We start from the raw sequence: 26,230 nt of genomic DNA on the forward strand, positions 1-26,230 counted from the left end.
GGCGTACACGGAGTTGCAGCGGACTGCAACTCCGTGTACGCCGGTTCGATTCCGACTCCAGCCTCCATTCCTCTCAGGTGATTTTTTGACACCTGAGAGGAATGGAACCATACAAAAAACTTCCCCTCTTCGTTGTTAATGCTGTCAATATTCTGCACAGCTCTATATCTAATCAATTACTCTCTTTTTCGGCTTATCGATTCTGTCTGCTCCGCCTTGGTTTAAACGGGCAGGCGTACGCCTGCCCTCAGGCATTTATTTCCAGCGTCCAGGGGCGTAGCTGAATACAGGCAACGACCAGTGCCAGTATATGGCGGCTACACGCATCATGATGCCGGTGGCAAACGACAGTATTAGATTGAGATCATGATTTAATCCCATTTGCTCCAGCTGGAGATAAAGCAATGCAACCAGCAAAGAGATGCTTGCATAGAGTTCGTGTCGAAAAACTACAGGTACTCGCTGACACAGTACATCGCGCAGAATGCCCCCAAAAATACCCGTTATCATGCCTGCCATAACAACTATGGGTGTACTGTAGCCGAGCTCAAGGGCTACATTGCAGCCAATGATGGTGAATGCAATAAGGCCCATGGCGTCCAGCAGCAGGAAGATCTTGTGCAAATGATGCATGAAGCGGGCAATCAGCATGGTGATCAGTCCGGCTGAGACAGTCAGGTAGATGTACTCGGGGTGCTGTGTCCAGGAAACAGGAAAGTGTCCCAGTAGAATATCGCGAATGGTGCCACCGCCCAGGGCGGTGATGAAGGCGATAACACTTACGCCAAACATATCCATATTGCGACGGCCGGCAGCAAGTGCGCCAGACATGGCTTCTGCGGTAATGGCGAGAATGTAGATGTAGGTGAGCACGTGTAAACCTCCCGTTAGGGTGTTTATCCGCCTCTCCCTCTGTCCGGGTTACCTGAGAGTTTGCACGCTTTCGGCGTGTTGCCCCTTCGGTGGGTCAGTTCTGGCTGACCGCTCTCCAGTCGACGTAATATGTGTGTGGTCGCAGTACCTGAGCCTGAGCGATTATGGGAGTTTGCGCCTTCGGCGGGGCGTGAGCCCTCTCTCCTGCGAAGCGGCGATTATAGCTTGTGCAGGAAATAAGGCAACCGTCCAAATCAGCTGCGGCGTTTGATGTCGCGCATCAAGCTGGACAAGTCCAGTCCGGTATTGGCTGCAAGGGCATCGAGATCATGAAAGGCGGGGGGGAGGGAGCGTTGTTTGAGTTTCTGTTGCTGCTGATCTTCAATACGCTGTACGAGCATTTTGCGAACCTGTTCCAGTTGTTCAGGCTCCAGGTTCATTAAATAGGCAGGCAGTTCGGTTTCACTCATACCAATATAGTTCCTGACAAGTCAGTATCACGTTAGGTGTACATCCAGTACAGATAATAAAGAAGGTGTTGTATCCAGGTGGTGTGCAGCAAATAAAACTACGGATATCGATTGTATATAGGCCATAGGTCACCTGCAAGCCTTATTCGGGAGTACAGATTAGGATCTTGCATGGATATCTTGGTGGCAATATAACGGGCGTGATTATGTGCAAAAACTATCAAAAGGGAGTTTGTTTTTAGAATCCAAGTGTTGTTTAAAGGGTTTCTTTACAGACTGACTGGTGCCCCGAACCGGACTCGAACCGGTACAGCCAAAGGCCGAGGGATTTTAAATCCCTTGTGTCTACCAATTTCACCATCGGGGCTTTGCGCGCTGATTAAGGGCTTGGTCTTTTCAGTCAAAGCGTTGAGCGCGCATTCTCCCGTTGCTTGAATAAAAAGTCAAACGAAATACGCGCTCTGCTTCCTGGCTTAGGAGGTCTTGTGCATGCAGCTGGCTGTATCCAGCATACGATTAGAAAAACCCCACTCGTTGTCATACCAGGCGAACACCTTAACCATGCTGCCAAGCACCTGAGTTTGAAGGCTGTCATAGATGGTAGAGGCGCTGTGATGGTTGAAATCTATCGATACTAAAGGAGTGCTGTTGTACTCAATAATCCCTTTGCTGGCCTCGGCTGCACGTTTCATGATGGCGTTCACCTCTTCAACGGTAGTGTTGCGGTTGGCGGTAAAGGTCAGGTCAACCAGTGAAACGTTTGCAGTTGGAACGCGTACAGCAAGACCTGAAAGTCGGCCATCGAGTTCCGGCAGCACCAGTCCAACTGCCTTGGCGGCACCGGTCTTGGTTGGAATCATGGATAGAGCTGCCGCCCGTGCTCGATACAGGTCTGTGTGATACACATCAGTCAAGTGTTGATCGTTTGTGTACGAGTGGATGGTTGTCATGAGGCCTTGCTGGATGCCGATCGAATCGTTCAGTGCTTTTGCCATCGGGGCCAGGCAATTCGTTGTGCAGGATGCGTTTGAGACAACTTGATGTTCTGAGGTAAGTATCGATTCGTTAACGCCGAAAACAATAGTTGCATCGGCTCCCTTGGCTGGGGCAGAAACCAGTACCTTGCCGGCGCCTTGCTGCAAATGAATACTGGCCTGTTCGCGGTCTGTAAATCGACCTGTGCACTCGAACACAATATCAACGCCCAGTTCGCGCCAGGGGAGGGCGTGAGGATCTGGCTCGCGCAGCATCCGAATAGAGTGCTCTCCTAGAATCAAGCGATCCTTTTCAGCGCGAACTGGCCACATAAAGTGGCCGTGCACTGAGTCGTACTCGGTCAAGTGAGCACTGATCGCACTGTCTCCAAGATCATTGATCGCCACTACCTCAAACTCCTGCTCGCGGCCACTCTCGTACAGGGCGCGCAGGATGTTGCGACCGATCCTGCCGTAGCCGTTGATTGCAATGCGTATAGCCATGGTTGCTGCTCCTTTTTTATAGGCTTTACAGCATCTTAGATGAGTTTGGCTGATCGGGGTATGTGCGGCTTGCGTTTCGTGTCAGTGAGGCGTTAAATTGGTCTAGCTCGATACATATCATCCAATACATATTGCGTACTATATGTCCAAAAAAAGCGATACACATGCCCGGGTCATTGAGGTGGCTGATCAGCTTCTGGAAGAAGGAATCCGGCCTACGCAGCAAAATGTGCGTGAGAGGTTGGGTAGCGGTAGTCTGACGACGATCAATCGCGCCCTGAATGACTGGTGGCATACTCTTGCGCAGCGTATTTCTCGTCGAAATGAGCACCCTGAGCTTCCTGAACCGGTCCTGACTTTGGCCAATCAGGCCTGGGATCGCGCTCTGGCTTATGCCGAGCATCAGTTCGCTGAGCAAAAACAGGCGCTTGAGCAAAGGCAGCAGGAGTTGCTGCAGTCTGCACAGCAAAAAAACAGTGGTGGTGAGCGGGCTCTTTCTGATGCGCATAGTCAGAACGCAAGGCTGCTCGATCGCTGCGAGCAGCTGGCGCAGGAGAAGCGTGAGCTTGAAAGGCGCGTCTTTGAACTGGAAGAGCAGCAGTTGAAACTTACTGTGGAGCGCGATACTGCTCAGCGTGAGGTGCGCCAACTGCAACATATGGGCGCCGAAAATGGCGGGCATGCTGAGGCCATGATTGAGCTGCGGGTACGCTCGCGAATGCAGGAAGAAGAGCTTCAGCGTTTGCGTCAGCTTGGCGATCGGCTAAGCCAGGAGAATGCCCGACTGAGGAATCGGCTGGGTGAATGATCATAAAGCTTTTTAACTTGCTTCCCTAATGAATTGAAAATATGGAATTTTATTTATCCAGTGATATTGGCGTACAGGAAGTGACAGAGCGTCTGCGTGCCTGCTCGCCGGGCGACCAGGTGAGTTGCTCTGATGAGGCTCTGTTCGAAGTTGCCAAGGCTGTACTGGTGCGTGAGAAGCTTGCAGGGCTCACGATTCAGCTGCTGGATGCCGGCGATTATGTGTTGCGTACGGTCACCAGTCGTCGCAGGCACCAGGTTGAAAAGCTGGATCGATTCAATGATCGACAAGAGTCGGTGCTTAAAGCATTGGAACGTGTGCTGGCTCATTGTGATAAAGAAGGGATTCGACTGATCGGATTCAGTGATGAGTTGGTTGCAGTGCCGGCTCATCTTGATAATAGTGCTTGTCTCTCGGCTGAGGCCGTAGATGTTGACACCTCTGGTGTTTATCGGGGTGCTGACAGTATAGGGGAATATACTAAAGGGTAATTCCTGAGTGGTGAGTTGGCAGGGTGGTTCTGGTATTCTTTCTGAGCGTTTCGATCAACACACGGGGGCTGATATGAGCGATACTATCCGCATATTGCTGGTTGATGATCACTCGATCGTCCGTGCTGGATTCCAGCATATGTTGTTGAAAGAAGAAGATATGGAGATTTTGGCTGAGGCTGAGAACGGTAGACAGGCTGTTGAGCTGTATCGAGAGTTATCGCCTGATGTCGTTGTAATGGATCTCGCCATGCCTGCTGACAGTACGACTGTAGAGGCGACCTCAACGACAGGTGGTCTTGATGCCATCAAGCATATTCTGGCTATTGATCCTTATGCGCGTATTCTGGTGTTAACAATCTGGGAGGCCAGTCCTTACCCCGCGCGGGTGGCTGATGCGGGGGTTAAAGGTTATGTGACCAAGCGCTGTGCCCAGGATGAGCTTGTGCATGCTGTGCGTGAAATCTATTGTGGGCGCAGCTATTTTTCCAGGTCGGTCAGTGATCAGATTGGGCAAGACTCACATGTTCCGCCAGAGCATTCTCCCATTGCGCAGCTGACCCGGCGTGAGCTGGAAATTTTTACACTTTTGGCTGAGGGGCGCAGCGTAAACGCCATCGCTGAAACTATATTTCTCAGCCCTAAAACAGTTCATGCGCACCGTGCCAATATTCTTCGCAAGCTGAGTCTCACCAATGGTTCCGAAATCATCCATCTCGCATTGAGGGCCGGAATCATACAGGCCTGATCGGGTCTATACTGACTGTAAGCTTTTTGCTGCAAGAGGTAGTGGTTATGAGTCCGCATACTGGTGTCTCAACAGACTTTGTTGCCGACATGATGCTGGAGTCGCTTCAGCTCTGGAATGAGATTGATGTGGGCTCGCTGGTACAGCTTGAAGCTGATCTGATCGACCACAATACGCTCGTCTTGACGAGAGGGCATCTCTATGAGGTGCTGGCCAAGACTGATCTTTCTCCATGTCATCCAATGTTTGTCGTGCAGTCTGAGCTTACTGAAGAGCTAATTCAGTTGCATCCCGGTTTGATCTGCAATTATCTGCAAAATCCTCACGAGATATATCATGCGTAAATAAGTGCTTACTGATGCGCAATGGCTGTTTTTGGGATTATTTAGGTTCGCATAATGTATATTATGTTAAATATAGTGTCTGGTTAGTCTCCATTGCTGTGAGATTGTGTTATGTCGTTTCCAGTTCAACTTTGAATTAATTCAGCCCTATCGGAAACTTTGGTTCTCACCGGCAGCTTGCGTGGCTTGGGCGTTTGGGGAAAATCCGTATGCTCGGTTCTTGGCCAAGTTTCTTACTCGTGGGTAAATTCCACGGTTTTGACGATTGGTCAGAATGGCACTGGCGTTGCTGCGGACTGCAACTCCGTGTCTTTTATTGGATTGCTATGCGGCATCTCAGATGCGCTCAATCCCTGCTTGGATACCAAAGTCGACTGCATCCATAACAAGCTTGGTTGCCACACCATCAGCTAGCCGTTTCGCTCCTCGGGCGAACATATCTCCAATGGAGGCTTTATCTTCTGATTGGAGGCTCTTCGGCAACTTGCGCAATGTATGCAACCCTTTTTCCGAAAGCGAGACTTTGAACTCATAGCAATCCAGTGTGCTGTAATCGTGCTCAATGTGGATGTAACCGTATTGATCAAGCCATCGTACCGTAGATGTAAAGACCTGCACGAAATTAAATGCGGCTTCTCCATCCTCCGGCGGGACAACCTGTTCTAGATAGGCATCTGTTCTGGCATCTATTGCTACTGGGAATGACGTATAGAGGTCTCCCAGCAATATTCCAGTCAAGAGGTCGAATTGCTCGATATTGGTCATGCTTTCGCCATTCGTTACAAAGTTAATGTGTGCGCATTACGCCGAAGCCACCTTCTGCATTCTTCGTAGTCAGGCATCTGTTTCGCAACTTTTTTCCAGAACAAAGTCGAATGATCATAATGAGTTAGATGGCATATCTCATGTATAACCACATAGTCAACGACTCGATTCGGGGCCATCATTACCAGCCAGTTAAAGTCGATATGGCCATTTTTTAGACAACTTCCCCAGCGAGACTTGAACGTTTTGATGCCAATGGATTTTGGCTGCACACCCATCAAATTTGCGTAACGTTCAGCCTTCTCAGACAGCTTTTCTTCCGCATGCCGTTTGTACCAGCGAATAATGGCATTGCGCACCATAGCTGATTGATTGGTATCAGCCGGTACGGTCACGACCAGACGTCCATTGATGAGCTTAGCTGGCTTGAAATGCCCGGTTTCGACCTTGAGCCGATAGTTGCGACCTAAATACGGTATTGCCTCCCCGGATACGAACCGTCTGCTGCTAGCAGGCATTACTTCCCGTTGAGCGGCCAGCTTTTGCGTGATCCAGCCGCGCTTAGACAGGAGCACCTGTTTGATCTTATCGGCAGCCGTATCTTGAGGTACGACAATGGATACTGCGCCCTCCTCTACCTTCAGGTCTGCCGTTTTTCGCCTGTTGCTGCGGATCACTTCGACAACGTATCCGTTGCACTCAATAAACTGCTCAGCTTGCATCGCTTAGAACTTCACCTTGGCCAGTTCCATGAAGCGGTCCTGCACTACGGAAACAATTGCCTTATCGCCGAACGAACAGTCCAAAATCCTTCGCTTGATCTCTTTTTTCATCCGTTTTACTTCATCGGGCTTATCGAAGAAGTCCACGATCTGAGTTGCTTCGTTGAACATTGCCACCAGTGCCTGACTGGCTTGTTTGATCTCGTCATGGACCGATTCGCTGATGGTCTCTTCACGCGAATGGCTCGTCACTTCGGCCATTAAGATGTTGTAGAAAGCGAACTCGGTTTCGGTCAGGCCAAGGTCATCAGCTGCCTGCTTATGCTCTGTTTCGATGTTCGACACCAAATTCAGCAACAACTCTAACTGCTGATCCCACTTACCCTTCGTCTGTTCGATGATCTCACGCAGCCGAAGGCTCAGCGATTTGTAGTATTCGGGGTCTTCATCCAGATTGATGGTGATATGGTGCTTGATTGCGCTCTCAATCTCGGAAGCACGGGATTCAGGTGATTTGATCTGCTCGACCGATTCCTTAAAGTTCGACGCCATCAAATCCACGGGTGGAATCTTGGGGTCCACACCAGTGCTGATGATATGGTCTTCCACCAGCTTGCGAACTTTTTCCCCGGCATCGCTGATATTGAGGCCGGGATCACGGTAGCGGTTACGCGCTGCGTTCTGTACCTTGCCCCACAACTTCAGGTCGGGCACGAACGGCTTGGCAGCCACATCAGGCAAGATCACATCCATTTGTTTCGCGAACCGCTTGTACGCCAGTTCAAACTGCTGGCGGCGATCTTCGTCTTTCAGAAAGAGCACGTAGTCGTCGATATCATCACCCTTCATGCCGACGAAGATATTGGCGACGCGGGTGTGCGCTGATTTCAGCTTGGGGATTTCATCCTTCAGCGAGTGATAGGTGCCTTCCACATCATCGCTGCTGAACATATCCAGCGCTTCAGTCAGGTGATCCGAGAGTCCGTAGTAATCGACCACGAATCCAGCCTGCTTGCCCTTGTATGTTCGGTTCACGCGGGCAATCGCTTGCATCAGGGTGTGATCTTTCAGACTGCGGTCGATATACATCACCTGAGCAATAGGCGCGTCGAATCCGGTTAGCAGCATGTCCTTTACGATGAGGAACGCAGTCGGGTCTTCCTTCTCTTTATCAGTGCCCAGCGGTTTGGTGAAGTTCTTGATGATGCGCTTATGCTCTGCGCCGTTCGTATACGGCGCGTAGATCGGATCGTCGTTGTGCTTGCCCGAGATGATCACTTCCGAAGGCGGCGCGCCCAGCTCATCCAGCGTTTTCTTGTACAGGGTAGCGGCATAGCGACTGCCGACCACAATCATCCCTTTGAAGCCATTGGGCTGGATATGCTCACGGTAGTGCTTCAGCAGGTCGAGACAGACCCACCGGATACGCGCTGGAGCTTCTCGAACCGCTCGCTCAACGCCGTACTTCTTCTTGATCTCACGTTTCTCGTCATCGGTGCGGTCTTTGAAATATTCGTCAAACAGCGCATCGAGCGAATCGCCGACAACGTCAGTCTGAACCTGTCGGCCTTCGTAGATGATTCGGATAGTCGCACCGTCCTCGACCGCTTCGTTGATCTTGTACTGATCAATGTAGCCACCAAATGCCTGATCCATCTTCTGCGTTTTCAGCAACGGTGTACCGGTAAAGCCAATCTTTGGTGCATTGGGCAATGCCGCGTTGATGGTGGCAGCGAGATTGCCAAATTGGGTACGGTGCGCTTCATCGGCTAACACGATGATTTTGTCGCTTGGGTTGAGGTCTTTAAAATCACCTTCCGCTTCAGCGTCCTGAAACTTCTGCACCATCGCCGTCACGATATCCGACGAATCACGGCTCAACAGGGTTTTGAGTGCTTTGACAGAGTCGGCATTGTAGATGGTCTCGTTCTGCGCATCACGGAAGGTACTGGAAAGCTGACTATCTAGCTGGGTACGGTCGGTCACAAATACTAGCTTGTACTGCTGCAACTCTAGGTCGCGGCGCATCTTCACTGCCAGCATTACCATGGTCAGCGATTTACCTGAGCCTTGGGTATGCCAGACCACGCCGGACTTCTCTTTGCGATCCTTGCCGCGCTTCAGTCGCTCGATGACCTTGTTGACGGCTCGATACTGCTGATAACGCGCAACCTTCTTGATCAAGCGTCCGTCGACGGCTTCAAAAATGGTGAAGTTTTGGATCAGGTCGAGGAAGTTGCCGGGGCTAAACATGCCTGCCAGCAGACGCTGCTGGGGTGTAACCGCACTCACCTGCTCAAACTCACCGGCATAGCAAACCGGTGACGCCATCTCTCTAACCTCAAATTGAGGGCCGCCGAGGATATCAAAGTCGGTGAATGGATAGGCGTCCTTCCAATCCGCATAGTGCTGGGCGCTGGAGCTGATCGTGCCGACCTTGGCTTGGTCGCGACATGTACTGACCATCAGTTGGTTGTACCAGAACAGCTTCTGGGCACCTTCGTCAGTTTCCGGATAGCGCAGGTTCGCGTAGCGGCGCAGTTGGTTGATACCCTCACCTACTGCATCGGCCACATAGGGCGACTTGCACTCGATCACCGCAAGCGGCAAGCCGTTCACGAAGCAAACGATATCGGGAATGATGTTCTGGTGAACGCCCTCGACCTTGAACTGATTTGTGCATAGGAAGTCGTTATTAGCCGGGTTGTCAAAGTCGATGATCTTGACCGTCTGACCCTTACGCCCCTTACCCAAATCCTGCTCGACGGATAGGTAGTTCACCAGCATCTGGTAGAGGCTGTGGTTGTACTCCATCAGCCCGGCATGGTTGGGGTGTGTGATCTCCCGCATTACCTTGCGCAGATTCTCTTCGCTGAGCCATGGATTCAGCTTGCGCAGTGCAGATTCCAGCCGGTTAACCAGTACAACATCCCGATAGTACGCACGCTCACCCGATTGCTCTGGTGATAGTGCTGCACCGGGGATGTAGGTCCAACCCAGCTTAACAAGCTGGTCGATGGCGGGTTGTTCTACTATGTCGAGTTCGTCCTGAAACATAGTCCTTGTGGCGGTGGCGCTCAGGCTACCGCTGGCTCCTTGTTATCGATTTTGACGCGGACTTTGCCGGTTAGAAGGTCTTGCATTAGTGCTTTTTTTACAGAAACTAACTGCGTTTTTTTTCTCTCGGCAAAAGCAATTCTATCGCTGACAGAACGGATACAGTAGACAATTTCATCCTGCTCAGCCTTGCTTGGAAGCGGGAGTAATAGTGTCTTCAAGTTGGTGCCGGATAGGTTTTTCTGAACCCCTCCTGAAGCGAGCATCTGAATCGTATCTTGAATACTCGTCGACATCATCGCTATTCGTATAAACCACGGATTTACGGAAATCGCGAGGCGAAAACGAATAAGAAACGCTGCGGCCACCATTGGAACAGCTTGTTCTTGGAATACATCAACCACTCCACACGTCCCAGAGCGAGTTATCAGCAGATCGCCATGCTCCAAAATATGGCTCTCAAATTCAGGAAAGCTAAGCTTAGCTAAGGGAACGGTTGAATAATCAATGTCCCAGTTTTTATCCATATCTGTTGTTCGAATACAGCCAATATTGCCGCTTTCTGAGTAGAAGTCGGAAGAGAACCGTGGTCCAAATGCGCTACTTTCTGTGATATCGCCTAATGTGCATACTTCCCAGCTAATAGGTATCCGCCCCACCGGCGAATCCTTAAACTCCTTATGCGGCTTACCATCCACCCCAATCCCTTTGGTCAACAACTCCTGCATCATGCCCGTTTTCAGGTTTTTCAGCTTGTCGATCTGAGCACGTGTTTGTTCGATCACATTATCGACGGATGACAGGATGACTGCGATTTTTTGTTGTTCGGGGAGAGGGGGAACACACACTTTTATAGGAGCCAAGTTCTCAAACTTCAAATTCAATGTGTCATCAACAAGCCCTTGGGAGTTGCGATGAAAGATTTGAACCAATTGTGGAAGCTTGAAAAGCTGTGCCATGTAGAAACTAGAAACACCTTCCTTGGGCTTACATATGGTGTATGCAGGACTGACTATACCTTCGTAATTGGAAAGTCCGGAAACACCCTGCCACATACGCATTGTGTTGTATGCAATATCTCCCTTACATACACGGAGGTATTTTGATTTATCGGCATTTGAGGTGTCACGACGTTCAAGGGAGTCGCGCAGAACAACTCCACCACCACCGGTTATCGCAAGCAAAGGAAGGTCTGTTTTATCTTTTTCCTTTCTTTGACTAAACAAGTCACCAAGAGCTGAAATATGCCAGCTTTTTGGAATAGGAGCGTCTAATCCACATGGTCTTATAGAAGTATTACTCATACCCCAGCTCCTTCAGGTAACCCTTCATCACACTCTCAGCTTCAGCGGCCTGTGCATCCAGCTCATTCAGCGATACACGGTACTTGTCCCACCAACGCTCCAGCTGCGTGACCACCTTGACGGGAGCATGGCCTTCAACGGTTTCGCGGATGGCTTCCTTGGTATCGATATAGGGCTTGAATTCGAAGTAGTCGTCATCGCGGCGGTTGAACACCAAGCTTACATCAAAATCTTCCAGAATCTCCTCCCGGATGTACTCGCTTTCTACTTCCCGGACCGGGATGCCACCATGAATGATGGCGCGCACATCGAAGATTTCCGGTGGTGGTGAGGTGTCGGCGTAACGGCGGATATTCAGGTTGTAGTCGTTCTCGGCGATCTCGTCGAGATGCACGATCTTGGAGTAACGCTTAATCTCTCGGTAGTGTTCGAAAGTATCGACAATCTTCTCGATATCCTGCTGACGCAGCTTGTTCTGGTTCTTGCCCTCTTCGAACTCCAGCTCGCTATTGATGAACAGGACTTTGTTCACCCGTTCAACAGGCTTGTTCTTGTTGATGATCAACAAGCAGGCCGGGATACCGGTGCCATAGAACAGCGCAGATGGCAGGCCGATGACCGCTTCCAGCAGATCGTCTTCCAGAATCCCTTTACGAATCTCTTTCTCGCTGGAGCCACGGAACAGCACACCATGGGGCATCACCACGCCCATCATGCCCTCAGCATTAAGACTGGCAATCATGTGCTGCACGAATGCCAGATCACCGGCGTCTTTCGGCGGCGTACCGTACGGGAAGCGACCGTAGGAATCGCTATCTGCTTCGTCTTTGCCCCATTTCTTCAAGCTAAACGGGGGATTAGCGATCACTCGGTCGAACGTCATCAGCTCACCGTGTTGTGTGTGCTGAGGTTCACGCAGAGTATCGCCCTTTCGGATGTCGGCACTGTAGACGCCATGCAGGAACATGTTCATCTTACAGATCGCCCATGTGTTCAGGTTCATCTCCTGCCCGAACAGAGACAAGTTGGATGGGTTTTCACCATGGGCTGCCAGATAATTGCGCGTCTGTACCAGCATGCCGCCAGACCCGGCGGTGGGGTCATAGATACGCATACCGGCGTGGGGCTTGAGCAGTGCCACCAACAGCTGAACCACTTCGGATGGCGTATAGAATTCACCACCTTTCTTGCCCGCGCTGTCGGCAAACATCTTGATCAGGTACTCATAGGCGGTGCCCAGCAGATCAGGACGTTCAAAGTCCGCATTACGCAGGCGGTAACGGCTGAAGTGGCTCAGCAGATCACGCAGCTTCTTATCCGAGAGCTTGTTCTTGATGTTGAAATCAATAGAGACCAGCACCCCTTCGAGTGACGGGTTGTACTCCTCAATCGCTTCAGTGGCCTTATTTAGCTCGGCACCGATGTCGTGCTTTAGGTCTTTCAGCACATCCCATCGGGCTACGGGCGGGATGTAGAAAGTCTTGTCGTACTCGTCCTCGTCATCCGCCAGCTCACGAGCCTGCTCTTCGGTCTTGCCCTTGTTGATGTAATATTGAACAACACCCTCTCGGGCCTCATCAAAGGCATCTGACAGGCGCTTCAGGAACATCATGCCGAAGATGTAATCCTTGTATTCCGAGGCGTCCATGTTGCCGCGCAGGATATCGGCGGCTTCCCAGAGAAAGGATTCGAGCTGTTGGAGAGTGATCGTTGTACTCATGGTGTATCTGTATTCCTTGTGGTGATGCGATTGGCAACTGATACCTTGTCGCCAGAAATCTAGTCATCAGTGGAGGATATCACAGGAGTTGACAAAACGGAGTGTTAAGCAGGTTGAGTGCTTAACGACAATTCGCCGTTTGGTATTTATGTCAATCCTAAATCAAGGTGTACTTCATGCCGACAAAGTCGGCATGAAGTTCTTAGCAGGTGTTTATTGGGGCGTGAACCTAGCCTAATATGTACGCTTTTCAATGTAGTCTTAACGATGCTTTAGCAAGATTGTCCACTGTAATACTTGTCACGTCTTTTTTGATTCATAGGTTGATATTAGGAACAGTGCCATAGCACCAGCTAGGTTGACTGCAAGCTCGGCATGCCGAGATTGAGGCTTTGCAATACGTTTACCTTTCCCATGAGCATCGCCCAGCTTGTTCCGTAAGCTACCAAGGCCATTCACAATTCCAGAGCAGCCGCCCAGTATCTGTTTAAAAATTTTTTCACCATGCTGCTCAGGGGCCATGTTCAACTCTTTTGCCGTAAGCTTATATAGCTCAGAGAGTTCTATAGCATTAGCATCATACTCAATCCCAACATCTTCCAGTATATGCTTACATACACTTTCTAGAATGGTTCTAGATATCGTTATCGCGCCTTCCGGATCACTCGCTTTGCGCTCCAATGCTTTCGACCAAGCATAGTGGATTGAGTCAGAGTCAAAACTCTCCAGTACTTCATTAATCGTTTTCTGAGCTGGATGGGTTAGGCCTGCCTCAAGGTACTCCAATACCGAGTTAAATTCCGCCCATATGAACTGCCGACGCTCGGCATATGTACCATGTTCAAACTTAATGAATTGCCAAAACTGATCAAGGTTCCGATTAACTTTGACACACCGCGGCATCATGTTTTTGATGACTGGGTTGTCTAGTGCCTCCTTCCTAAGCCACTGGTAATGGTGTTCGTTACCCAGACCGCCTGTTGCTCGATCTATTAGCAAATTTTGGAGGTACTCGATCCTGTCGAATAATGTTTCTAAATGCTCTAAACCTTCCATCATTCCTCAAGTCTTGAATGGACGTAACGCGCAAAGCAGTTGCGCGCGTTCGCGCGTCCAGCGTGAAGGGCGCGTCTGCCTTTGCTTGTTATGTATCTGAACTAGCCTACCTTTTCGTAAGAGATACTTCTTTCGAAGGGCGGATAAATTGAAGTAGAGTCTATAACAACGTATTTAGCAACTACTGTACCGGACTCATCCACTTCATCATACCAGTAGGTATCAGTATCCTGTCCTTTTCGCTGTTCCCATTTGCTATCTGTTTGCACAAGATCATGGCTCTCGGCAATCCCGATTTTCTCTTTATATTCTTGACTCATAAATACACCCTGTTTTTTACTCGTCTTCGACTTTGCGAGTGGTAAATGTAGCTGATGTCATTTCAGTTCGGACGGTTGTTCCACAGTACGGGCATATAACAGGTTCAAGCTCTTTGCCACCGGGAACCCCTCCACCAGTAGTACTAACATAGAAATCCTTCTTACATTCGGGATTATTACATTGCTCCATGTTGATCTCCTTTTGATGCATAACGTTGCGCTCAGTCGCCGTAGGTCCGCGTAGAAGGCGTCTGGTCGGCTGGAAGTACTTGTTCGGCTCTTTTTTCCGTCACGATCTGCTGTAGCTGTTCCTGCATCGAAGCTCGATCAATGCCGTAGTGAGCTTCGCGGTGGTGGTTTGGACAGAGCGCAGCAACATTCCCCTCGGAGTCTGGCCCTTTTTCGGACAGAGGAACAATATGATGCGTTTCCAGAAAAACTCCTCCATTTTCCATACGGAAGCCGGCGCAACCGCACCACTCACATTTCCCAGACGCTCGCTCAAGCACTCGCCGCCTGACTTCAGGGCTTCTTATAATTTGCTGCCCGGTAACAATCCTACGCTTGGGGTCTTCAGCCTGAACTGGCAAATCAAACTGATCGATAAACGGCAGGGCAACCTTGCCTCTAACCAAGACGCAATCCCCTGAATCCCAGTCATAAGACGAAACATGCCAAGGAAGCGTATCTAAAAGGCGGTGTTCGGCACGTCCAGCCCTGCGTCGCGAGTCGCGTTCGGTTCGCTGAGAACCTTCACAAATAATGACCCGTATAGAAAGTGATTCACGAGCCGCCTTTTGAAGAGCAAAGTCCATTTTGACTGCTCGCCTCCTCCGCACACCTACCGCGCCATTCGGAGAGTTTGCCAATTTACGTAGATTCAGTCTTTGAATGACTGTGCCACTCTGCTCTTCCATATCTCTATGCCAGAGATTGAGAACTATAAGGTTCTTATCGCTATCAACGAATGACCATTCGTAACAATATCGCGGATTAGAAGCAGCCCTCTCGGCTCCGCCCTTAAATTGCGCCCAATCGCTGACGTCGAGCCCTGTCTCTCTGACAAGGTCCATGACTCTCTTGGCTTCTTTTGGCTCTATATCACTCAGAAACGACATCTATGTAGCAAGTCCATTGTATTGATGATCATCGTGCTATCGGTTGCATTTTTGCTTACGGTATAGCGAAATTGCTGAATGGGCTGAATCGAAAACTCCAGTAGAACAGACTTCCAGCCGCCGAGGTTTGGAGCGGTCCAATCACCGTAGATGCGCTTCACGCTGGCGATACCCAACTTCGCAACCTCCTGAGTAAACCGTCTACGATGTTCGGATTGGCATTGTCCGCATCGATCAGGACCGCGAGGGGCCTTTCGTTATCCGACCGGTTTGAGTCTCCGTTGACCATCCTAATCAAGTCCTTGATTCTGTGAAGGGTAAAAAATAGCATCAAAAGTGTAGTTTCGGCCAGACGAGAACATCGCGCCTGATACCCTCCCCAAGCTCATTTGCGCCGGATACAAATAGCGACGATGATCAGGTACCGACTGTATGAGTATCATCACCACTGGGCCTCACTGCACCTCTGCCATAGCGTTAAGTTGACATATCAAAGCATGGTTTACAATTTTATTATGTGTTTACAAAAACACATATTTGCATGTTATAATAGCTATACATTTCACAGCACAGGTACTTCGATATGCGCAATCCTTGGGAAATTAACCCTCTCCTATTACAAGAGCATTTAGTTGAGTTGGCCAAATTCATTGCTGACATTCGTGGTGAAGTTGTCGACCTGTATGACCCCAATGGAGTGGGAGATACTAAACGAGGGTTGGGATTGCGCGTGTACGAGTGCATCAGGAACAGGTTGATTCGTGAAACATGCTCAAAGCGTAAACCTTGGCTTGGCATCGTTAATCCAGAGGGGCGTTTCACCTTTTCTATCAACGGTGTTCCAGTTCGTTTTTATCGAGGCGAGCCGGAAACTCCGGAGGAGCGCCGTTTCATACCTAGCTCTGCTGCCCTTCAGCAGCAATCGTTACTGCCGTTAAGCGAATCTGAAGCAGCGATTCTTTGGTTTTTTGTTGTGGAAGCCGATAGCGAACAATACGCGGATAAAGTAACCTTCTGCGGCTTTGATTCCGAGACTCATGAGCAGGTCAGCAGCTGGGAAGTACCTATGACTGGTTCTGTTACATCTAAGCCTGCACTTGTAGGTGAAAAAGTTGAGCCGGTTGCCAAACCAGAGGTTAAGGTCAAGCTGAAAGCCAAGTCAGCTGATCAACGCAAGAATGCTTGATAGCTAGTCCGATCGATTGAGATGTACGACATGACTGGTAACTTTATCGGAGAACGGTTGCGCCTTGCACGGCTGATGCGAGGCTGCACCCTTCAAGAAGCCGGGGACGCCGCATCGGTGACCCGGCAACACATTAATCAATTGGAAAGCGAAACTCGCAGCCCAAGTGATGACGTATTGGCCGCGTTGGCTGAATTTTTTGGTGTAGAGCCGAGCTTCTTCTCCAAGCCGATCCGCAACGAAGTAAAGCTTGACCAGTGCCATTTCAGAAAACGAAAAACCACACCTGTGGGCGTATCTAACAGAGTCGCAGCCTATAGCACTCTATTTGAACAGCTGGTCGAATTGCTCCATGAAGAATTGGAGCTTCCTGAACCCGCTTTTGATATAGCAGAAAAGCTTGGGTTCGATACGTCTAACCTCACCTCTGAATCCATTGAGCAGCTCGCGGAAGCGGTTCGAAAGCACTGGGGGCTCAGAAACGACTGCCCTATTGAGAGCATGGTGGCTGTGCTTGAAGCACACGGTGCCGTGGTCACCTGTTTCGAAGGAATTTCCGAAAAAGTTGATGCGCTTTCTGTTCAGCGGCGTTACCCGCTGGTCATCAGGAACAAAGCGAAGGAAAGCGCGTGCCGTATGCGTTTCGATCTCGCACATGAGTGTGGTCACCTCATTATGCATGAGGGCGTTGAAACCGGCGATACCAAGACTGAAGGCGAAGCTAACGCTTTCGCCAGCGCCTTCCTGATGCCAAGAGGTGCTTTCAGCGTCGAGTTCAAGTCGTGTATCAGCAGAGGGCGACTAAATTGGAACGAGCTCTACGAAATGAAACGCAGATGGCGTGTCAGCGTCCGCGCGATCATTTACAGGGCTCATTTCCTCGGATTGATCTCGGCACAGACCTATCGAAGTGCGAATGTCACGTTGAATAAGACGGGGCAATCAAAGCACGAAGAGCTTGATGATGTCATCCCCATGGAAGAGCCTGAGATACTGAACTTGGCCTTCACGCTACTGCGAGAGGAACTCCATGTCGGCTTTTCGGACGTTGCCAAAAAGCTTGGGGTCAGTACTAGCATTTTGAGCCAGCTGACGGGCATTGCAGCTGATGATACGGACGATGACCGCAAGGTTGTTCCGTTGAGGTGGTGAGATCGCTTCGTCCATGAGTTAGATTGGAAATCGGTGCAGTGGACATCCCCAGCGCATGGCACCAAGCAACCATAGCGGTCGAGGCAGTGCCCGGTAATGGCCTTCCGAACCAAGTGGGCTGAATCGGGCATGCTCGGCGGGGCTCCCAGATGGGAGCCTTTGTAATTTCTGGTAACAGCACCTACCTCACTACTGAAAAGTCTCAATACCGCTTTTTCGGACAAGCTACAGCGGTGTGATCGTAACTCTGAATGGCTCTTTTTTGACCACTTCAACAAGCTAGTAAACCGGTCATGAAAGCGGACATGAAATCGTCTCGCCACCCGTAAAAATCAAATCTAATAACTGTTTTATAATGATTTTTTGTCAGATTAAACCGGTCATCAAACCGGACATCAAAGTGGAAGCAGCTCGGCGCGAAGCCATAACGATCATGGAGCCGTTACCGCTCTCGTCCAAATGCATCTTACATTAGAGACTTTCGCACTCCGGAGCCTCCGGCTGGTCACGATCCGCCATAAAATCATCAGTTACGCCTTCCTGTTCCTCTTCGGGGTCGTTCAGATACAGAATCTCAACCCCCATGTCGCGCACCAGTGTCAGCAGCTTTAACGCAGCTCCAGACGGCTGATGTTTACCTTTCTCGCATCCGCCCACCGTTGAACTTGAAACGTTAAGGTAAAGGGCGAATGTCTCGCGGCTCAGGCCGGTCGATTCTCGAATCTCTTTGATCTCAACTGCTGACAGTGGATCGACGTGAAGCTTGAGTTGCTGATCAAGCTGTTGCAGCGAGGTGGCACTAGCAAGACCTATTTCATGCAGTGAAGCCATGTCTCGCCGAACCGATTCAAGCAGTTTTTTGCTCACGGGCGCTCCTTGATCAGCCTTGTGGAATTCGTCGTGCTCATTTCAGAATTTGAGCCGCTTTCGCCGGGATAGCGCCTGCTTCACGTAGCCCGGCTCCCGCTTCTCTCTGTTATAGCGCTTCGCGACCTCACCGGGGTCTTGCCCTTCTCGTAACAGCGGGAGTGCCACAAGGGGAAGCCGGTAATGACGCCCCGGCCCCACTACCCGGTACAAACTATTCCGAGTCGTCACAAGCGCCGAATCTTCACCGTCCTGCTCGATTAGGTCGACGGCAGAAGTCAAAACGAACTCGTCAGGTGCTTTGGAGGGAGTGCCATATACGACCAGCTCCGCCGCTTCACCAGTGGAAGTGCACAGTTCAATGAGCGCCCACGATGTCAGCGTTACTTTTACATCCATCGATCCCCCTCCGACACAGAGCTGGCTAGTGACCTTGAATAGTCATAGCCGAAACACGCAAGGTGTCCGGCTTATCGTATTTTCCGAGTACAGCGTCAGTCACGTTGACGTTTCGTCTTCTGTTTCGCCTCAGCCTTTGGTTCGAGCCTCACCTTCTGTTTCAAGCGCGCAAACATTTTCCGGTACTTGTCAGACGTTCCGCCGTATTTCTTCGCTAATGCGACATCGTTTAATCCATTTAGGCGGTCTTCGACAATCGCTACTTTTGCTGCGCCCACCACGCTCGTAATACGCTCGCGTAATGTAGCCTCGTCGAGCTGACAGGCGTCATCATCCTCGTCGGGCTGAGTGAGGGTGGCCATGAAATCAGCAGGAGTGCTGAGAGGCACCCCCTTTTCGTCAATTTCGGTTGTGAGCCCACCTGCATAGTCTGACTCTCTGTAAGATGAACCATAGAGCATCTTGTCGCCGCCCCGGCCATTGGCCTGTCTTGGCAGGCGACTGCGGATACGTCCTTTGCATTCATTTTGGAAGGCTTGAACAAGCCACCTGAGCACTTTTTGTACATGCATGTCAGGCGGCGCCTGCTCGGTTTTGCCTGCAACATAGTCATGTAGGACAAACGCACCGCTGTCGATCTTTTCCATCAGCTTTATTACGACGATGCTGCGCAGATCAGCCTCGAACCCTGAATCATGCCCGTAGAGGCCGGACATTTTCGCTTGATAGTAGGACTCCGTTCTTTTCTTGAACGCTTCCGAGAGTGCCACCTTGGTGAGTACGTCCCTCAGGTACTGCTTACTGCTTTCCACTGCTCCACCCCTCCTGTGTGACAGGTTTTCCATCTGTGGTTTTTGATCAGTTTATACAGAATTTACATTTTTTTGAAAATTTTTGTCCGGTTTTTGGGGGTTCGACCTATATCAATAATGAGAGACACAAAAAGATAGAGGAAATGTAGTATGCAGAGAACAACTTTTAGACCATTACTCAAGTCATCTGCGGTCAAGCCAACAGTCTTATACACCTCCTCAAAATCGAATCGGACGATGTATATCGAGAGCATGTCAGAAATGATCTACGCGATGAAGCTTGATCAGGACCGTGGGGTAGCGTCGTTTGAGAGCCAGCCCGAGAGCTTTGAATATGTCCTTGGCGATAAGCCAGTGCGCTATACACCTGACTTCCATGTTGTTGATAGCAATGGTGAATCATCATTTATTGAAATCAAGGGTAGTCGCTATGCACCATCAGAAAGAGATATCGAAAAGTTCCGGATACTACGTGAGTCCTTTGATCGAATAGGCATATATTTCCGCGTTGTGCTAGTGGATTTTTCTGCTAATGAATCGAAAAACCTTATGTTTTTAAACCGATATAAATCTCATGATCACTTATTAATAAGGAAGGCTATTCCTTCTTTTTACGGAAAAATTAATGATCTAATTAATAAAGGTTTAAGTGACGATGTGCTCTCCAGCTTATATTCAGCAATGGCACGTGGCGACATCTCATACAAAAAGGATCAAAGAATTGATCTGAATATGGAGGTGATTTGGTAATGAGGACTGATATCAGTATTGAGCAGGCGGAAGCGCGCCAGTGCCGTATCGGAGGTGATCTGGCCAAGATCACGCGTGTTGATGATACGTTCATTTTGGTCAACTCGGCGGGGCTCTCGTTCTCGTTCTCTGAGCTCGAATTCAATGAGCACGTTGAGACCGGCTTTATCACGTTTGATGCTCCCCGGCAGGTGAACGCGGTAGTGCCCTGCATGTCGCCGGAAGATCACTATCAAGTCGAATGCTGGAAGCCTTATCTAACAGCAATGGATCGAGAACACTTTCCGGGCTCGGTAGAGGTACGCAGACGCGTGATTCGTACTGTTGCATCGCGACAGACACAGAATAAGCCTGTTCCTAAACCAAGCACACTCTATAGCTATTACCGCCGCTATCTCGCTGCGGGACGGAATGTATTGGCAGTAGTGCGTTCGACACATAAGCCTTCAGACGTTCGGGCCAACAACGCTTTGACCACCCTGTTTCGCGAAGTGATGGATGACTACTATTTGAAGCCGACCGGGGCGCTCAGTCTGCTGCGCTGCTACGAGATCATGAAAAAGCGTTTTAACCATCTCGTGCAAGATAAGACTCATCCGCTTGCATCGGAAAGCATGATTTCCCGCTCCCAGTTTTACAACTGGGCAAATCGCCTACTGCTCTCCGCCCATGACTTGAGCAAGAAGCTATCCCACAAGGAGCGTGCTGTGCTGAGGCGTAAGGCTGTGCAGAAATTCAAATTGGATCAGATTCTTGAGCGTGTAGAAGTCGATGCGGCCACGATAAATATTGGCTTGCTGGATGATGACGGCAACTATCTTGGGGCTCCACTCGTTTACGCGATGATTGACTGCTATTCACGTGCCATCATCGGTATTCATGTTCAAGTCGGCGGTGGAGAGCGCTCTAGTTCTGTACTGCATTTGTATCGCCAGATGCTGGCGCCGAACCAAGAAGCTGAACGATACGACTGCGTGAACAACTGGCCCATGTGCGGTATCCCATCCACGCTCGTGTCCGACTCTGGCCCCGGATTCAGCTCCCATCAAGTCTCAGCATTTCTGTCACAACTGCACATCGCGAATATCAAAGCTGAAGTGCGCAAGCCGTGGAAAAAGCCTTTCATCGAGAGGTTCTTTCAAACATGCCGTACTCAGCTATTTTCGACCCTGAACGGTTATGTCGGTAAACGCAAAGATCAAAAGGAGCTGGATATCAGCATGAAGGACGCAGCTTGTGTGACTCTGAGCCAGTTCCGAGAAATTCTGACCCGCTACATCGTGGATGACTACCATCAACGTCCGCATCGTGGGCTTAACGAAAATGGCGTAGGTAATTTAACGCCGTACCAAGTGTGGAAGTCCCAGTCACGCTTTGTTCCGAGCAACATACCCCCTAATGCTGAGCAGTTCCGTTATATCAAAGGGATCGCAGTGACACGTAAGCTTCAGCGCGAGGGGGTACAAGCAAACGGGATCATATATCAATCCAATGAGTTGGATGAAGTGGTCAAAGAGTACGGGTTGCAGTACCCAGTGCCCTGCACTGTTCTGGTTGATGAGGAAGATGTCGGATCTGTAACGATCCTCTTCAACGAACAGGGGGTTAAGTTGATTGTCCCCGCAAAAGACAACCTTGATCGCCTGACAGGCAAGAGCCTGCACGAGTACAAAACGTGGAAAAATTCAGCAGCCTCGAAACATGCCATAGCAGAGTTAGGCCAGCAGATACCGATTGATGAAACGCCGGCACATCAAGCTGCAATCACCCAAAAACCACGCAAGAAGGCTAAGGCGCATAATCGGAAGTCAAATCTAGACGCAATCCAAGAGCACGCTGATTTGATGGTAGAAATGGGTGAGGCCGATTACTTCGACGCAACAACGAAGCCAAGCACGGGCGTTGCGGCTACTTACGACGCTAATGATGATGAGGAGTACGAAAATGTCTAATTTGATCAGTCTGAATCCACAGCGCCGCTCGGAAGCGGAGCAATTCTTGAACTCGCGTATCGCTCATCCGGGCTTTAGAGCCGCTTTACTAAACATCAACCGCATTCATGCGACCAAGGGCTTTTCCGCCCGAGGCATGATGTTTGTGGGCGATACTGGTGTCGGGAAGACCACGATTCTGAAATGTTACCGAGACATCTACTGCACCGAGAATCAACTTGAGACGAAGCCTAAACGCGGTAAATACCCCATTGTGCTCACCCGACTTAACTCAAATTCAGGCAGCCGGTCATTTCTGCGAAATCTTTGTCAAAAACTCGGTGTCAAACCTCCCAGTAAGGAAACAGTTAACGATCTCGAAACCCGCGCCATCACATTGCTCAAGAAGCGCGAAGTGGAGCTCGTAATGGTCGATGAGTTTCATCACCTTGCGAGCCGCGACGGTCGAAAGAATCTCGATTCCGTCGGTGACCTGCTGAAAAACTTAATGGACCTTGCTCAAGTACCATTCGTATTGGTAGGCACACTGAAAGCTCTGACTGTGCTTGACGGTCACCCGGAGCTACAGCGCCGGTTTGCCGCATCTACACGGCTTGATAACTTGAATCTCTCTACAGATGAAGAGGCGGATAAATTTTCAAAGATTTTAAGCGCCTGTCAGCGTAATTGTGCTGTACCGTCAGTCACACTCAGCTCCCCTGCCATGCTAGAACGCTTTTTGTTAGCCTCGCGGGGACGTATCGGCACCATCACCAATATCATCGAAACCGCGATCAACTTTTGCGATATGACGGTCGGGATCACCATGGATGATCTGGCTGAGGCGTTTGATTTTTGTCGCAGTGAGCCGCGTTACCCCAAATGCAACCCGTTTTCGGCACCGATACGTGTCGTGAAGACAGAACTGGGGAGAGCTAAATGAGTTTGCCGGTTACTTTCTATCCCGCTCATCAAGAATCTGTTGTTGGTTATCTGTGGCGACTCAGCCGGGACAACGGATTTCCCGATATGTGGAAGTGCATATCTGCTGAGAAGTGGCCGTTCCGACGCGCAGAGGTCAGGAATCTTCGGTTCGAGCAGTTGATCAAAGCGGTAGCTCATTCGGCTGGTCTCGATAAACATGCACTCAGCAAAGCGTTCGAGTCCCAGCGATACAATGTGTGGCGCGACAAGTCTCTGGTGTTCGGAGAGGTGCTACAAGACTGGTGTCTCGACACACCGCGTATTTGTCCATGCTGTTTGGAAGAGTATGGGTATATCCACAGCCAGTTTAAGAGCATCCTGATGCGCGTTTGTCCCATTCATCGGTGCCGTATACTGGAGTGTTGCCCAGATTGCGGCGAGCCGTTGAGCTGGCACCGTGAACTCGCTACACAGTGCAGCGCCTGTGGGTTTGAGTGGGAGCGGGTTTATAACGGCTACGAATCAATTGGGTTGTTTCAGCGCCAGTGGACCGCTCTGATTGATAAACACGGACTCAAATCAAGTGAGGGGTATCGTTGGAGACATACAGTGAGCAAATACTTATTAAGGGCAATGCGTCCCAATGATCTGATGCTCCAAACGCCAGTCGCTCAGTATGATGGAGCCCTGTCTGACCTTGACGGGTATTTCGCTAGAGCGGAGGAGCTCTACATGCGTCATATGGCTAGCGCTAGTCATAAAGGGTATGGCCGGTGTCAGCGTTTCGAAGCGCTAAATCTCAGCGCGCTCGCCTTCTCAGATACGCATCAATATGTTGATACGGACTGGCAGAGCGAATGCGCTGAAGCCCTGCCCAGCTTTGTTAGAAGCAGCAAGTACCGTAACCAGCCGAAAGAAGTGATGAATCGATTGCTCGACTCGGAGGCTGTATTTAAGCTGCTCAATATCGGGCCACTTCACCCAGCCATGGATGACAAACAGAACAAGTCGAAATGGATCGATCTCAACAGGAAGGCGGTTTTTGAGATCATCGAGGAGTTAGGCATTGAGCCGGTCTACCGCGATGCTCGTGTAGTGCGATATCGTTATGATGCCAATGACTTGGTTGCGTTAGTAGAGGCCATGCCCTTGGCACCCAGCGCCAGTGACAAATTTCGACGGATTGAGCTGACAGATCGCCGATTGTCCGCCCACGGCACGGACTTGATGGGCTTAGTCCGGGATATCAGTAATGGGAAGGTCACTGCATATCGGTTGAACGGTTGCGGACTTAACCCGATCCTGATTGAAGAGTCGGCGTATAAAGCTTGGCTGACGCAGAAGCTTGTAGAACGCTGCTCAGAGCCAGTTGAGCAGCTCACCCTCTGCCGGATGTCCGGGCTGCACTGGAAAACGCTCTCAAGGCTGCTCAACACTGGCCAGCTCAAGGCGGTACGGGCTGAAGTCGGAAACAGAATCTACTTTGACGGCGACAGTGTCCTCAAATTAATGAACGAAAATCTCTCGGCGATTCTTTCAAACGACGAACTCCCCGTCATGCGCGTGGCTGGCTCCTGAGCCAGCCACGCCACTCATCACGAATACACCTGAAACATCCCCCAGCCACCCCCTCCACATCGCTTGACTCTGACGCTGCTTCCAGCTACCTTTAATTGGCAATTCTTTATATCAATTTACAGAAGTTACAATATTTTTCCCGCGAGATATCGTCACATTTAGAGAATTTAAAGAAGTAGTAGAAACAGCCGAAGGAATTTACGGTTGTGTAAGAAGCTTCGATCCATTCACTTTGTAAACCCGCCGCTAACTCATTGATTCCAGAGAAGCGAGAATTTACGCATAGACCGGAACTTACAGTTATTTGTATTTTACTGTGAGATCAGTCTCATCTTACGTACTAAAGCTCAATGCCAGGCAGCGCCTGGCCTACAGGCTGATTCGCCCTGTCCCGCCGAAACCGTTAACTGCCGATAAGATGAGATCCTGCTTTTTCAGGCGTATAACCCACTATGGGATTATTGGTGTGATTAAGGATTAATCAACCCGTGCGGAGAGTGCTGAAGATTTCAGTTTCGTGGGTTGAGTGTCGTTCCGTGCAAGCTGGTGGCGATTTGTGATTGGTGTGATTCTGCACTGATCCGATCAGTGAAGTGTCTCATGTGGGTCTGGTAACTGCTCCAGTAGCTTCAGCATCTCTTTGGCTGGCCACAAGCAGTCCAACTCTCTCATGCCCTTGATGCTGCATGGACGTTCACAGAGGCTTGCGGAAATCGAGTATGGTGCCAAGTCAGTGATCTGTGTGCCGTCCCACGTAAACGATTCCAGGTCCCAGATCATGTTGCGCAATGTTCCTTGAACTGAGCGGCTGCACTGTGTATCGAAGCTGAGTTCACTAAATGAGCTCACGGCACGTTCCATCAGCTCTACAGGATAGCCCTGCTTTAACATGGTGTTAGCCAGCATATCGCTGAACCAGAACGTCAGCTCCTTAATCTCTTTTTGCGTCATGCCGATCAATGCCAATGAGAACCGCGTCTGGTCGTGAGTAAACACCAGACACTGACGACGCTGAATCGTTGTGATATTGGCATGCCAGTCGCCTAGGGCCGATGGCTGCTCCTCAGCTGAATCAGCGATTTCAAAGCCAGCCTTCTTGAGCTTTTCTGCCAATTTTTTTGTAATGTGAATTCTCAATATAATCTTCCAACCATTTGATTCAATTTATTTATAATATTTTTTAGCATATCAAAAACGACACGAGGAAAGCCTTGGGATGCACCGGTGGATCAGCAACTTACATTCGCGGACATTCACTGCATGCAGCAGTGGTATAACCTCAGTGATCCAGCCATGGAAGACGCGTTCTATGAGATTGCGTCCATGCGTCTGTTTGCTCGACTGTCACTGATAAGGC

General features: G+C 50.1%; 27 protein-coding genes, 1 tRNA gene, 1 pseudogene and 2 riboswitches. Of the genes and pseudogenes, 12 read left to right on the forward strand and 17 right to left on the reverse strand.

Annotation, left to right across the window (positions count from 1 at the left end; all coding sequences use genetic code 11):
- Positions 1-255: 255 nt before the first annotated feature.
- The 4 genes from ACN0UY_RS11285 to gap all read right to left on the reverse strand — a co-directional run bounded on the left by ACN0UY_RS11285 (position 256) and on the right by gap (position 2,821).
- Positions 256-873, reverse strand: a complete 618-nt coding sequence (locus ACN0UY_RS11285; RefSeq protein WP_091824066.1) for a trimeric intracellular cation channel family protein — start codon at positions 871-873, stop codon at positions 256-258.
- 29 nt (positions 874-902) lie between these two features.
- Positions 903-1,002, reverse strand: a riboswitch (glycine riboswitch).
- Positions 1,003-1,005: 3 nt separating this feature from the next.
- Positions 1,006-1,090: riboswitch (glycine riboswitch) on the reverse strand.
- Between the two features lie 37 nt (positions 1,091-1,127).
- Positions 1,128-1,343, reverse strand: a complete 216-nt coding sequence (locus ACN0UY_RS11290) for a hypothetical protein (protein ID WP_206841686.1) — start codon at positions 1,341-1,343, stop codon at positions 1,128-1,130.
- 281 nt (positions 1,344-1,624) lie between these two features.
- Positions 1,625-1,710: transfer RNA gene (locus tag ACN0UY_RS11295), tRNA-Leu, on the reverse strand.
- Between the two features lie 106 nt (positions 1,711-1,816).
- Positions 1,817-2,821 carry a type I glyceraldehyde-3-phosphate dehydrogenase gene (gene gap / locus ACN0UY_RS11300; protein ID WP_417667165.1) on the reverse strand — a complete coding sequence of 335 codons (1,005 nt, stop codon included), beginning with the start codon at positions 2,819-2,821 and terminating at the stop codon, positions 1,817-1,819.
- A gap of 142 nt (positions 2,822-2,963) precedes the next feature.
- On the opposite strand from gap, the gene ACN0UY_RS11305 reads away from it, so the two are divergent.
- From ACN0UY_RS11305 to ACN0UY_RS11320, 4 genes are all read left to right on the forward strand, one after another.
- Positions 2,964-3,629, forward strand: a complete 666-nt coding sequence (locus tag ACN0UY_RS11305; RefSeq protein WP_206841653.1) for a DNA-binding protein — start codon at positions 2,964-2,966, stop codon at positions 3,627-3,629.
- Positions 3,630-3,709: 80 nt separating this feature from the next.
- Complete coding sequence (locus tag ACN0UY_RS11310) at positions 3,710-4,120, forward strand: hypothetical protein (RefSeq protein ID WP_417667167.1); 411 nt, start codon at positions 3,710-3,712, stop codon at positions 4,118-4,120.
- A 73-nt stretch (positions 4,121-4,193) separates the two neighbouring features.
- Positions 4,194-4,868: a response regulator transcription factor gene (locus tag ACN0UY_RS11315; RefSeq protein WP_206841652.1), complete on the forward strand. Its 675-nt coding sequence runs from the start codon at positions 4,194-4,196 to the stop codon at positions 4,866-4,868.
- 47 nt (positions 4,869-4,915) lie between these two features.
- Positions 4,916-5,212 (forward strand): hypothetical protein, encoded by a 297-nt coding sequence (locus tag ACN0UY_RS11320; protein ID WP_091824080.1) that lies wholly within the window; start codon positions 4,916-4,918, stop codon positions 5,210-5,212.
- A 336-nt stretch (positions 5,213-5,548) separates the two neighbouring features.
- On the opposite strand, the gene ACN0UY_RS11325 is transcribed toward ACN0UY_RS11320, so the two are convergent.
- Genes ACN0UY_RS11325 through ACN0UY_RS11345 form a run of 5 tightly spaced genes read right to left on the reverse strand, consistent with a single transcriptional unit; the run spans position 5,549 to position 12,780 of the window.
- A complete protein-coding gene (locus ACN0UY_RS11325; protein ID WP_417667170.1) occupies positions 5,549-5,977 on the reverse strand; it encodes a hypothetical protein in 429 nt (142 codons plus the stop codon).
- 14 nt (positions 5,978-5,991) lie between these two features.
- Positions 5,992-6,699, reverse strand: a complete 708-nt coding sequence (locus tag ACN0UY_RS11330; RefSeq protein ID WP_417667172.1) for a M48 family metallopeptidase — start codon at positions 6,697-6,699, stop codon at positions 5,992-5,994.
- A 3-nt stretch (positions 6,700-6,702) separates the two neighbouring features.
- Positions 6,703-9,756: a type I restriction endonuclease subunit R gene (locus ACN0UY_RS11335; RefSeq protein WP_417667174.1), complete on the reverse strand. Its 3,054-nt coding sequence runs from the start codon at positions 9,754-9,756 to the stop codon at positions 6,703-6,705.
- Positions 9,757-9,776: 20 nt separating this feature from the next.
- On the reverse strand, positions 9,777-11,060 hold the full coding sequence (locus ACN0UY_RS11340) for a restriction endonuclease subunit S (protein WP_417667176.1): 1,284 nt from the start codon (positions 11,058-11,060) through the stop codon (positions 9,777-9,779).
- Positions 11,053-12,780, reverse strand: coding sequence for a type I restriction-modification system subunit M (locus ACN0UY_RS11345; protein ID WP_417667178.1), 1,728 nt, complete (start codon positions 12,778-12,780; stop codon positions 11,053-11,055). The genes ACN0UY_RS11340 and ACN0UY_RS11345 overlap by 8 nt, the downstream gene beginning before the upstream one ends.
- Before the next feature lie 88 nt (positions 12,781-12,868).
- Here ACN0UY_RS11345 and ACN0UY_RS11350 point away from each other — a divergent pair, with 88 nt between their 5' ends.
- Positions 12,869-13,018: a hypothetical protein gene (locus tag ACN0UY_RS11350; protein WP_417667180.1), complete on the forward strand. Its 150-nt coding sequence runs from the start codon at positions 12,869-12,871 to the stop codon at positions 13,016-13,018.
- 62 nt (positions 13,019-13,080) lie between these two features.
- Here ACN0UY_RS11350 and ACN0UY_RS11355 read toward each other — a convergent pair whose 3' ends face one another.
- The 4 genes from ACN0UY_RS11355 to ACN0UY_RS11370 form a co-directional block, all read right to left on the reverse strand.
- Positions 13,081-13,839, reverse strand: coding sequence for an abortive infection family protein (locus tag ACN0UY_RS11355; RefSeq protein WP_417667182.1), 759 nt, complete (start codon positions 13,837-13,839; stop codon positions 13,081-13,083).
- Positions 13,840-13,937: 98 nt separating this feature from the next.
- Positions 13,938-14,156: a hypothetical protein gene (locus ACN0UY_RS11360; RefSeq protein WP_417667184.1), complete on the reverse strand. Its 219-nt coding sequence runs from the start codon at positions 14,154-14,156 to the stop codon at positions 13,938-13,940.
- Between the two features lie 221 nt (positions 14,157-14,377).
- Positions 14,378-15,274, reverse strand: a complete 897-nt coding sequence (locus ACN0UY_RS11365; protein WP_417667186.1) for an HNH endonuclease — start codon at positions 15,272-15,274, stop codon at positions 14,378-14,380.
- Entirely contained in the window at positions 15,262-15,435 is a 174-nt protein-coding gene (locus tag ACN0UY_RS11370; RefSeq protein WP_417667208.1) for an NYN domain-containing protein, read from the reverse strand. Before ACN0UY_RS11370 ends, ACN0UY_RS11365 begins: the two co-directional genes overlap by 13 nt.
- 422 nt (positions 15,436-15,857) lie before the next feature.
- Between ACN0UY_RS11370 and ACN0UY_RS11375 the strand changes: the two genes are divergently transcribed.
- Positions 15,858-16,460, forward strand: coding sequence for a hypothetical protein (locus tag ACN0UY_RS11375; RefSeq protein WP_417667188.1), 603 nt, complete (start codon positions 15,858-15,860; stop codon positions 16,458-16,460).
- Between the two features lie 30 nt (positions 16,461-16,490).
- Positions 16,491-17,612 carry a helix-turn-helix domain-containing protein gene (locus tag ACN0UY_RS11380; RefSeq protein ID WP_417667190.1) on the forward strand — a complete coding sequence of 374 codons (1,122 nt, stop codon included), beginning with the start codon at positions 16,491-16,493 and terminating at the stop codon, positions 17,610-17,612.
- A 471-nt stretch (positions 17,613-18,083) separates the two neighbouring features.
- On the opposite strand, the gene ACN0UY_RS11385 is transcribed toward ACN0UY_RS11380, so the two are convergent.
- From ACN0UY_RS11385 to ACN0UY_RS11395, 3 genes are all read right to left on the reverse strand, one after another.
- Positions 18,084-18,479 (reverse strand): helix-turn-helix domain-containing protein, encoded by a 396-nt coding sequence (locus ACN0UY_RS11385; protein WP_417667192.1) that lies wholly within the window; start codon positions 18,477-18,479, stop codon positions 18,084-18,086.
- 42 nt (positions 18,480-18,521) lie between these two features.
- The gene (locus tag ACN0UY_RS11390; RefSeq protein ID WP_417667194.1) at positions 18,522-18,878 is read right to left on the reverse strand and encodes a hypothetical protein; all 357 of its coding nucleotides are present in this window, start codon (positions 18,876-18,878) and stop codon (positions 18,522-18,524) included.
- Between the two features lie 95 nt (positions 18,879-18,973).
- Positions 18,974-19,690: a hypothetical protein gene (locus ACN0UY_RS11395; RefSeq protein ID WP_417667196.1), complete on the reverse strand. Its 717-nt coding sequence runs from the start codon at positions 19,688-19,690 to the stop codon at positions 18,974-18,976.
- Positions 19,691-19,840: 150 nt separating this feature from the next.
- On the opposite strand from ACN0UY_RS11395, the gene ACN0UY_RS11400 reads away from it, so the two are divergent.
- The 4 genes from ACN0UY_RS11400 to ACN0UY_RS11415 are packed head-to-tail and all read left to right on the forward strand — an operon-like array spanning position 19,841 to position 24,873.
- Positions 19,841-20,440 carry a TnsA endonuclease N-terminal domain-containing protein gene (locus ACN0UY_RS11400; RefSeq protein WP_417667198.1) on the forward strand — a complete coding sequence of 200 codons (600 nt, stop codon included), beginning with the start codon at positions 19,841-19,843 and terminating at the stop codon, positions 20,438-20,440.
- A complete protein-coding gene (locus ACN0UY_RS11405; protein ID WP_417667200.1) occupies positions 20,440-22,392 on the forward strand; it encodes a hypothetical protein in 1,953 nt (650 codons plus the stop codon). Before ACN0UY_RS11400 ends, ACN0UY_RS11405 begins: the two co-directional genes overlap by 1 nt.
- Complete coding sequence (locus tag ACN0UY_RS11410) at positions 22,385-23,314, forward strand: TniB family NTP-binding protein (RefSeq protein ID WP_417667202.1); 930 nt, start codon at positions 22,385-22,387, stop codon at positions 23,312-23,314. The genes ACN0UY_RS11405 and ACN0UY_RS11410 overlap by 8 nt, the downstream gene beginning before the upstream one ends.
- Positions 23,311-24,873 carry a TniQ family protein gene (locus tag ACN0UY_RS11415; protein ID WP_417667204.1) on the forward strand — a complete coding sequence of 521 codons (1,563 nt, stop codon included), beginning with the start codon at positions 23,311-23,313 and terminating at the stop codon, positions 24,871-24,873. Before ACN0UY_RS11410 ends, ACN0UY_RS11415 begins: the two co-directional genes overlap by 4 nt.
- 585 nt (positions 24,874-25,458) lie before the next feature.
- Here ACN0UY_RS11415 and ACN0UY_RS11420 read toward each other — a convergent pair.
- Complete coding sequence (locus ACN0UY_RS11420) at positions 25,459-26,010, reverse strand: DUF6933 domain-containing protein (RefSeq protein WP_417667206.1); 552 nt, start codon at positions 26,008-26,010, stop codon at positions 25,459-25,461.
- Between the two features lie 102 nt (positions 26,011-26,112).
- Between ACN0UY_RS11420 and ACN0UY_RS11425 the strand changes: the two are divergent.
- A pseudogene (locus tag ACN0UY_RS11425) lies at positions 26,113-26,230 on the forward strand (transposase); the annotation flags it as partial.

It is taken from the genome of Pseudidiomarina sp. (genome assembly GCF_048268165.1).
In the GTDB taxonomy this organism is placed as follows: domain Bacteria; phylum Pseudomonadota; class Gammaproteobacteria; order Enterobacterales; family Alteromonadaceae; genus Pseudidiomarina.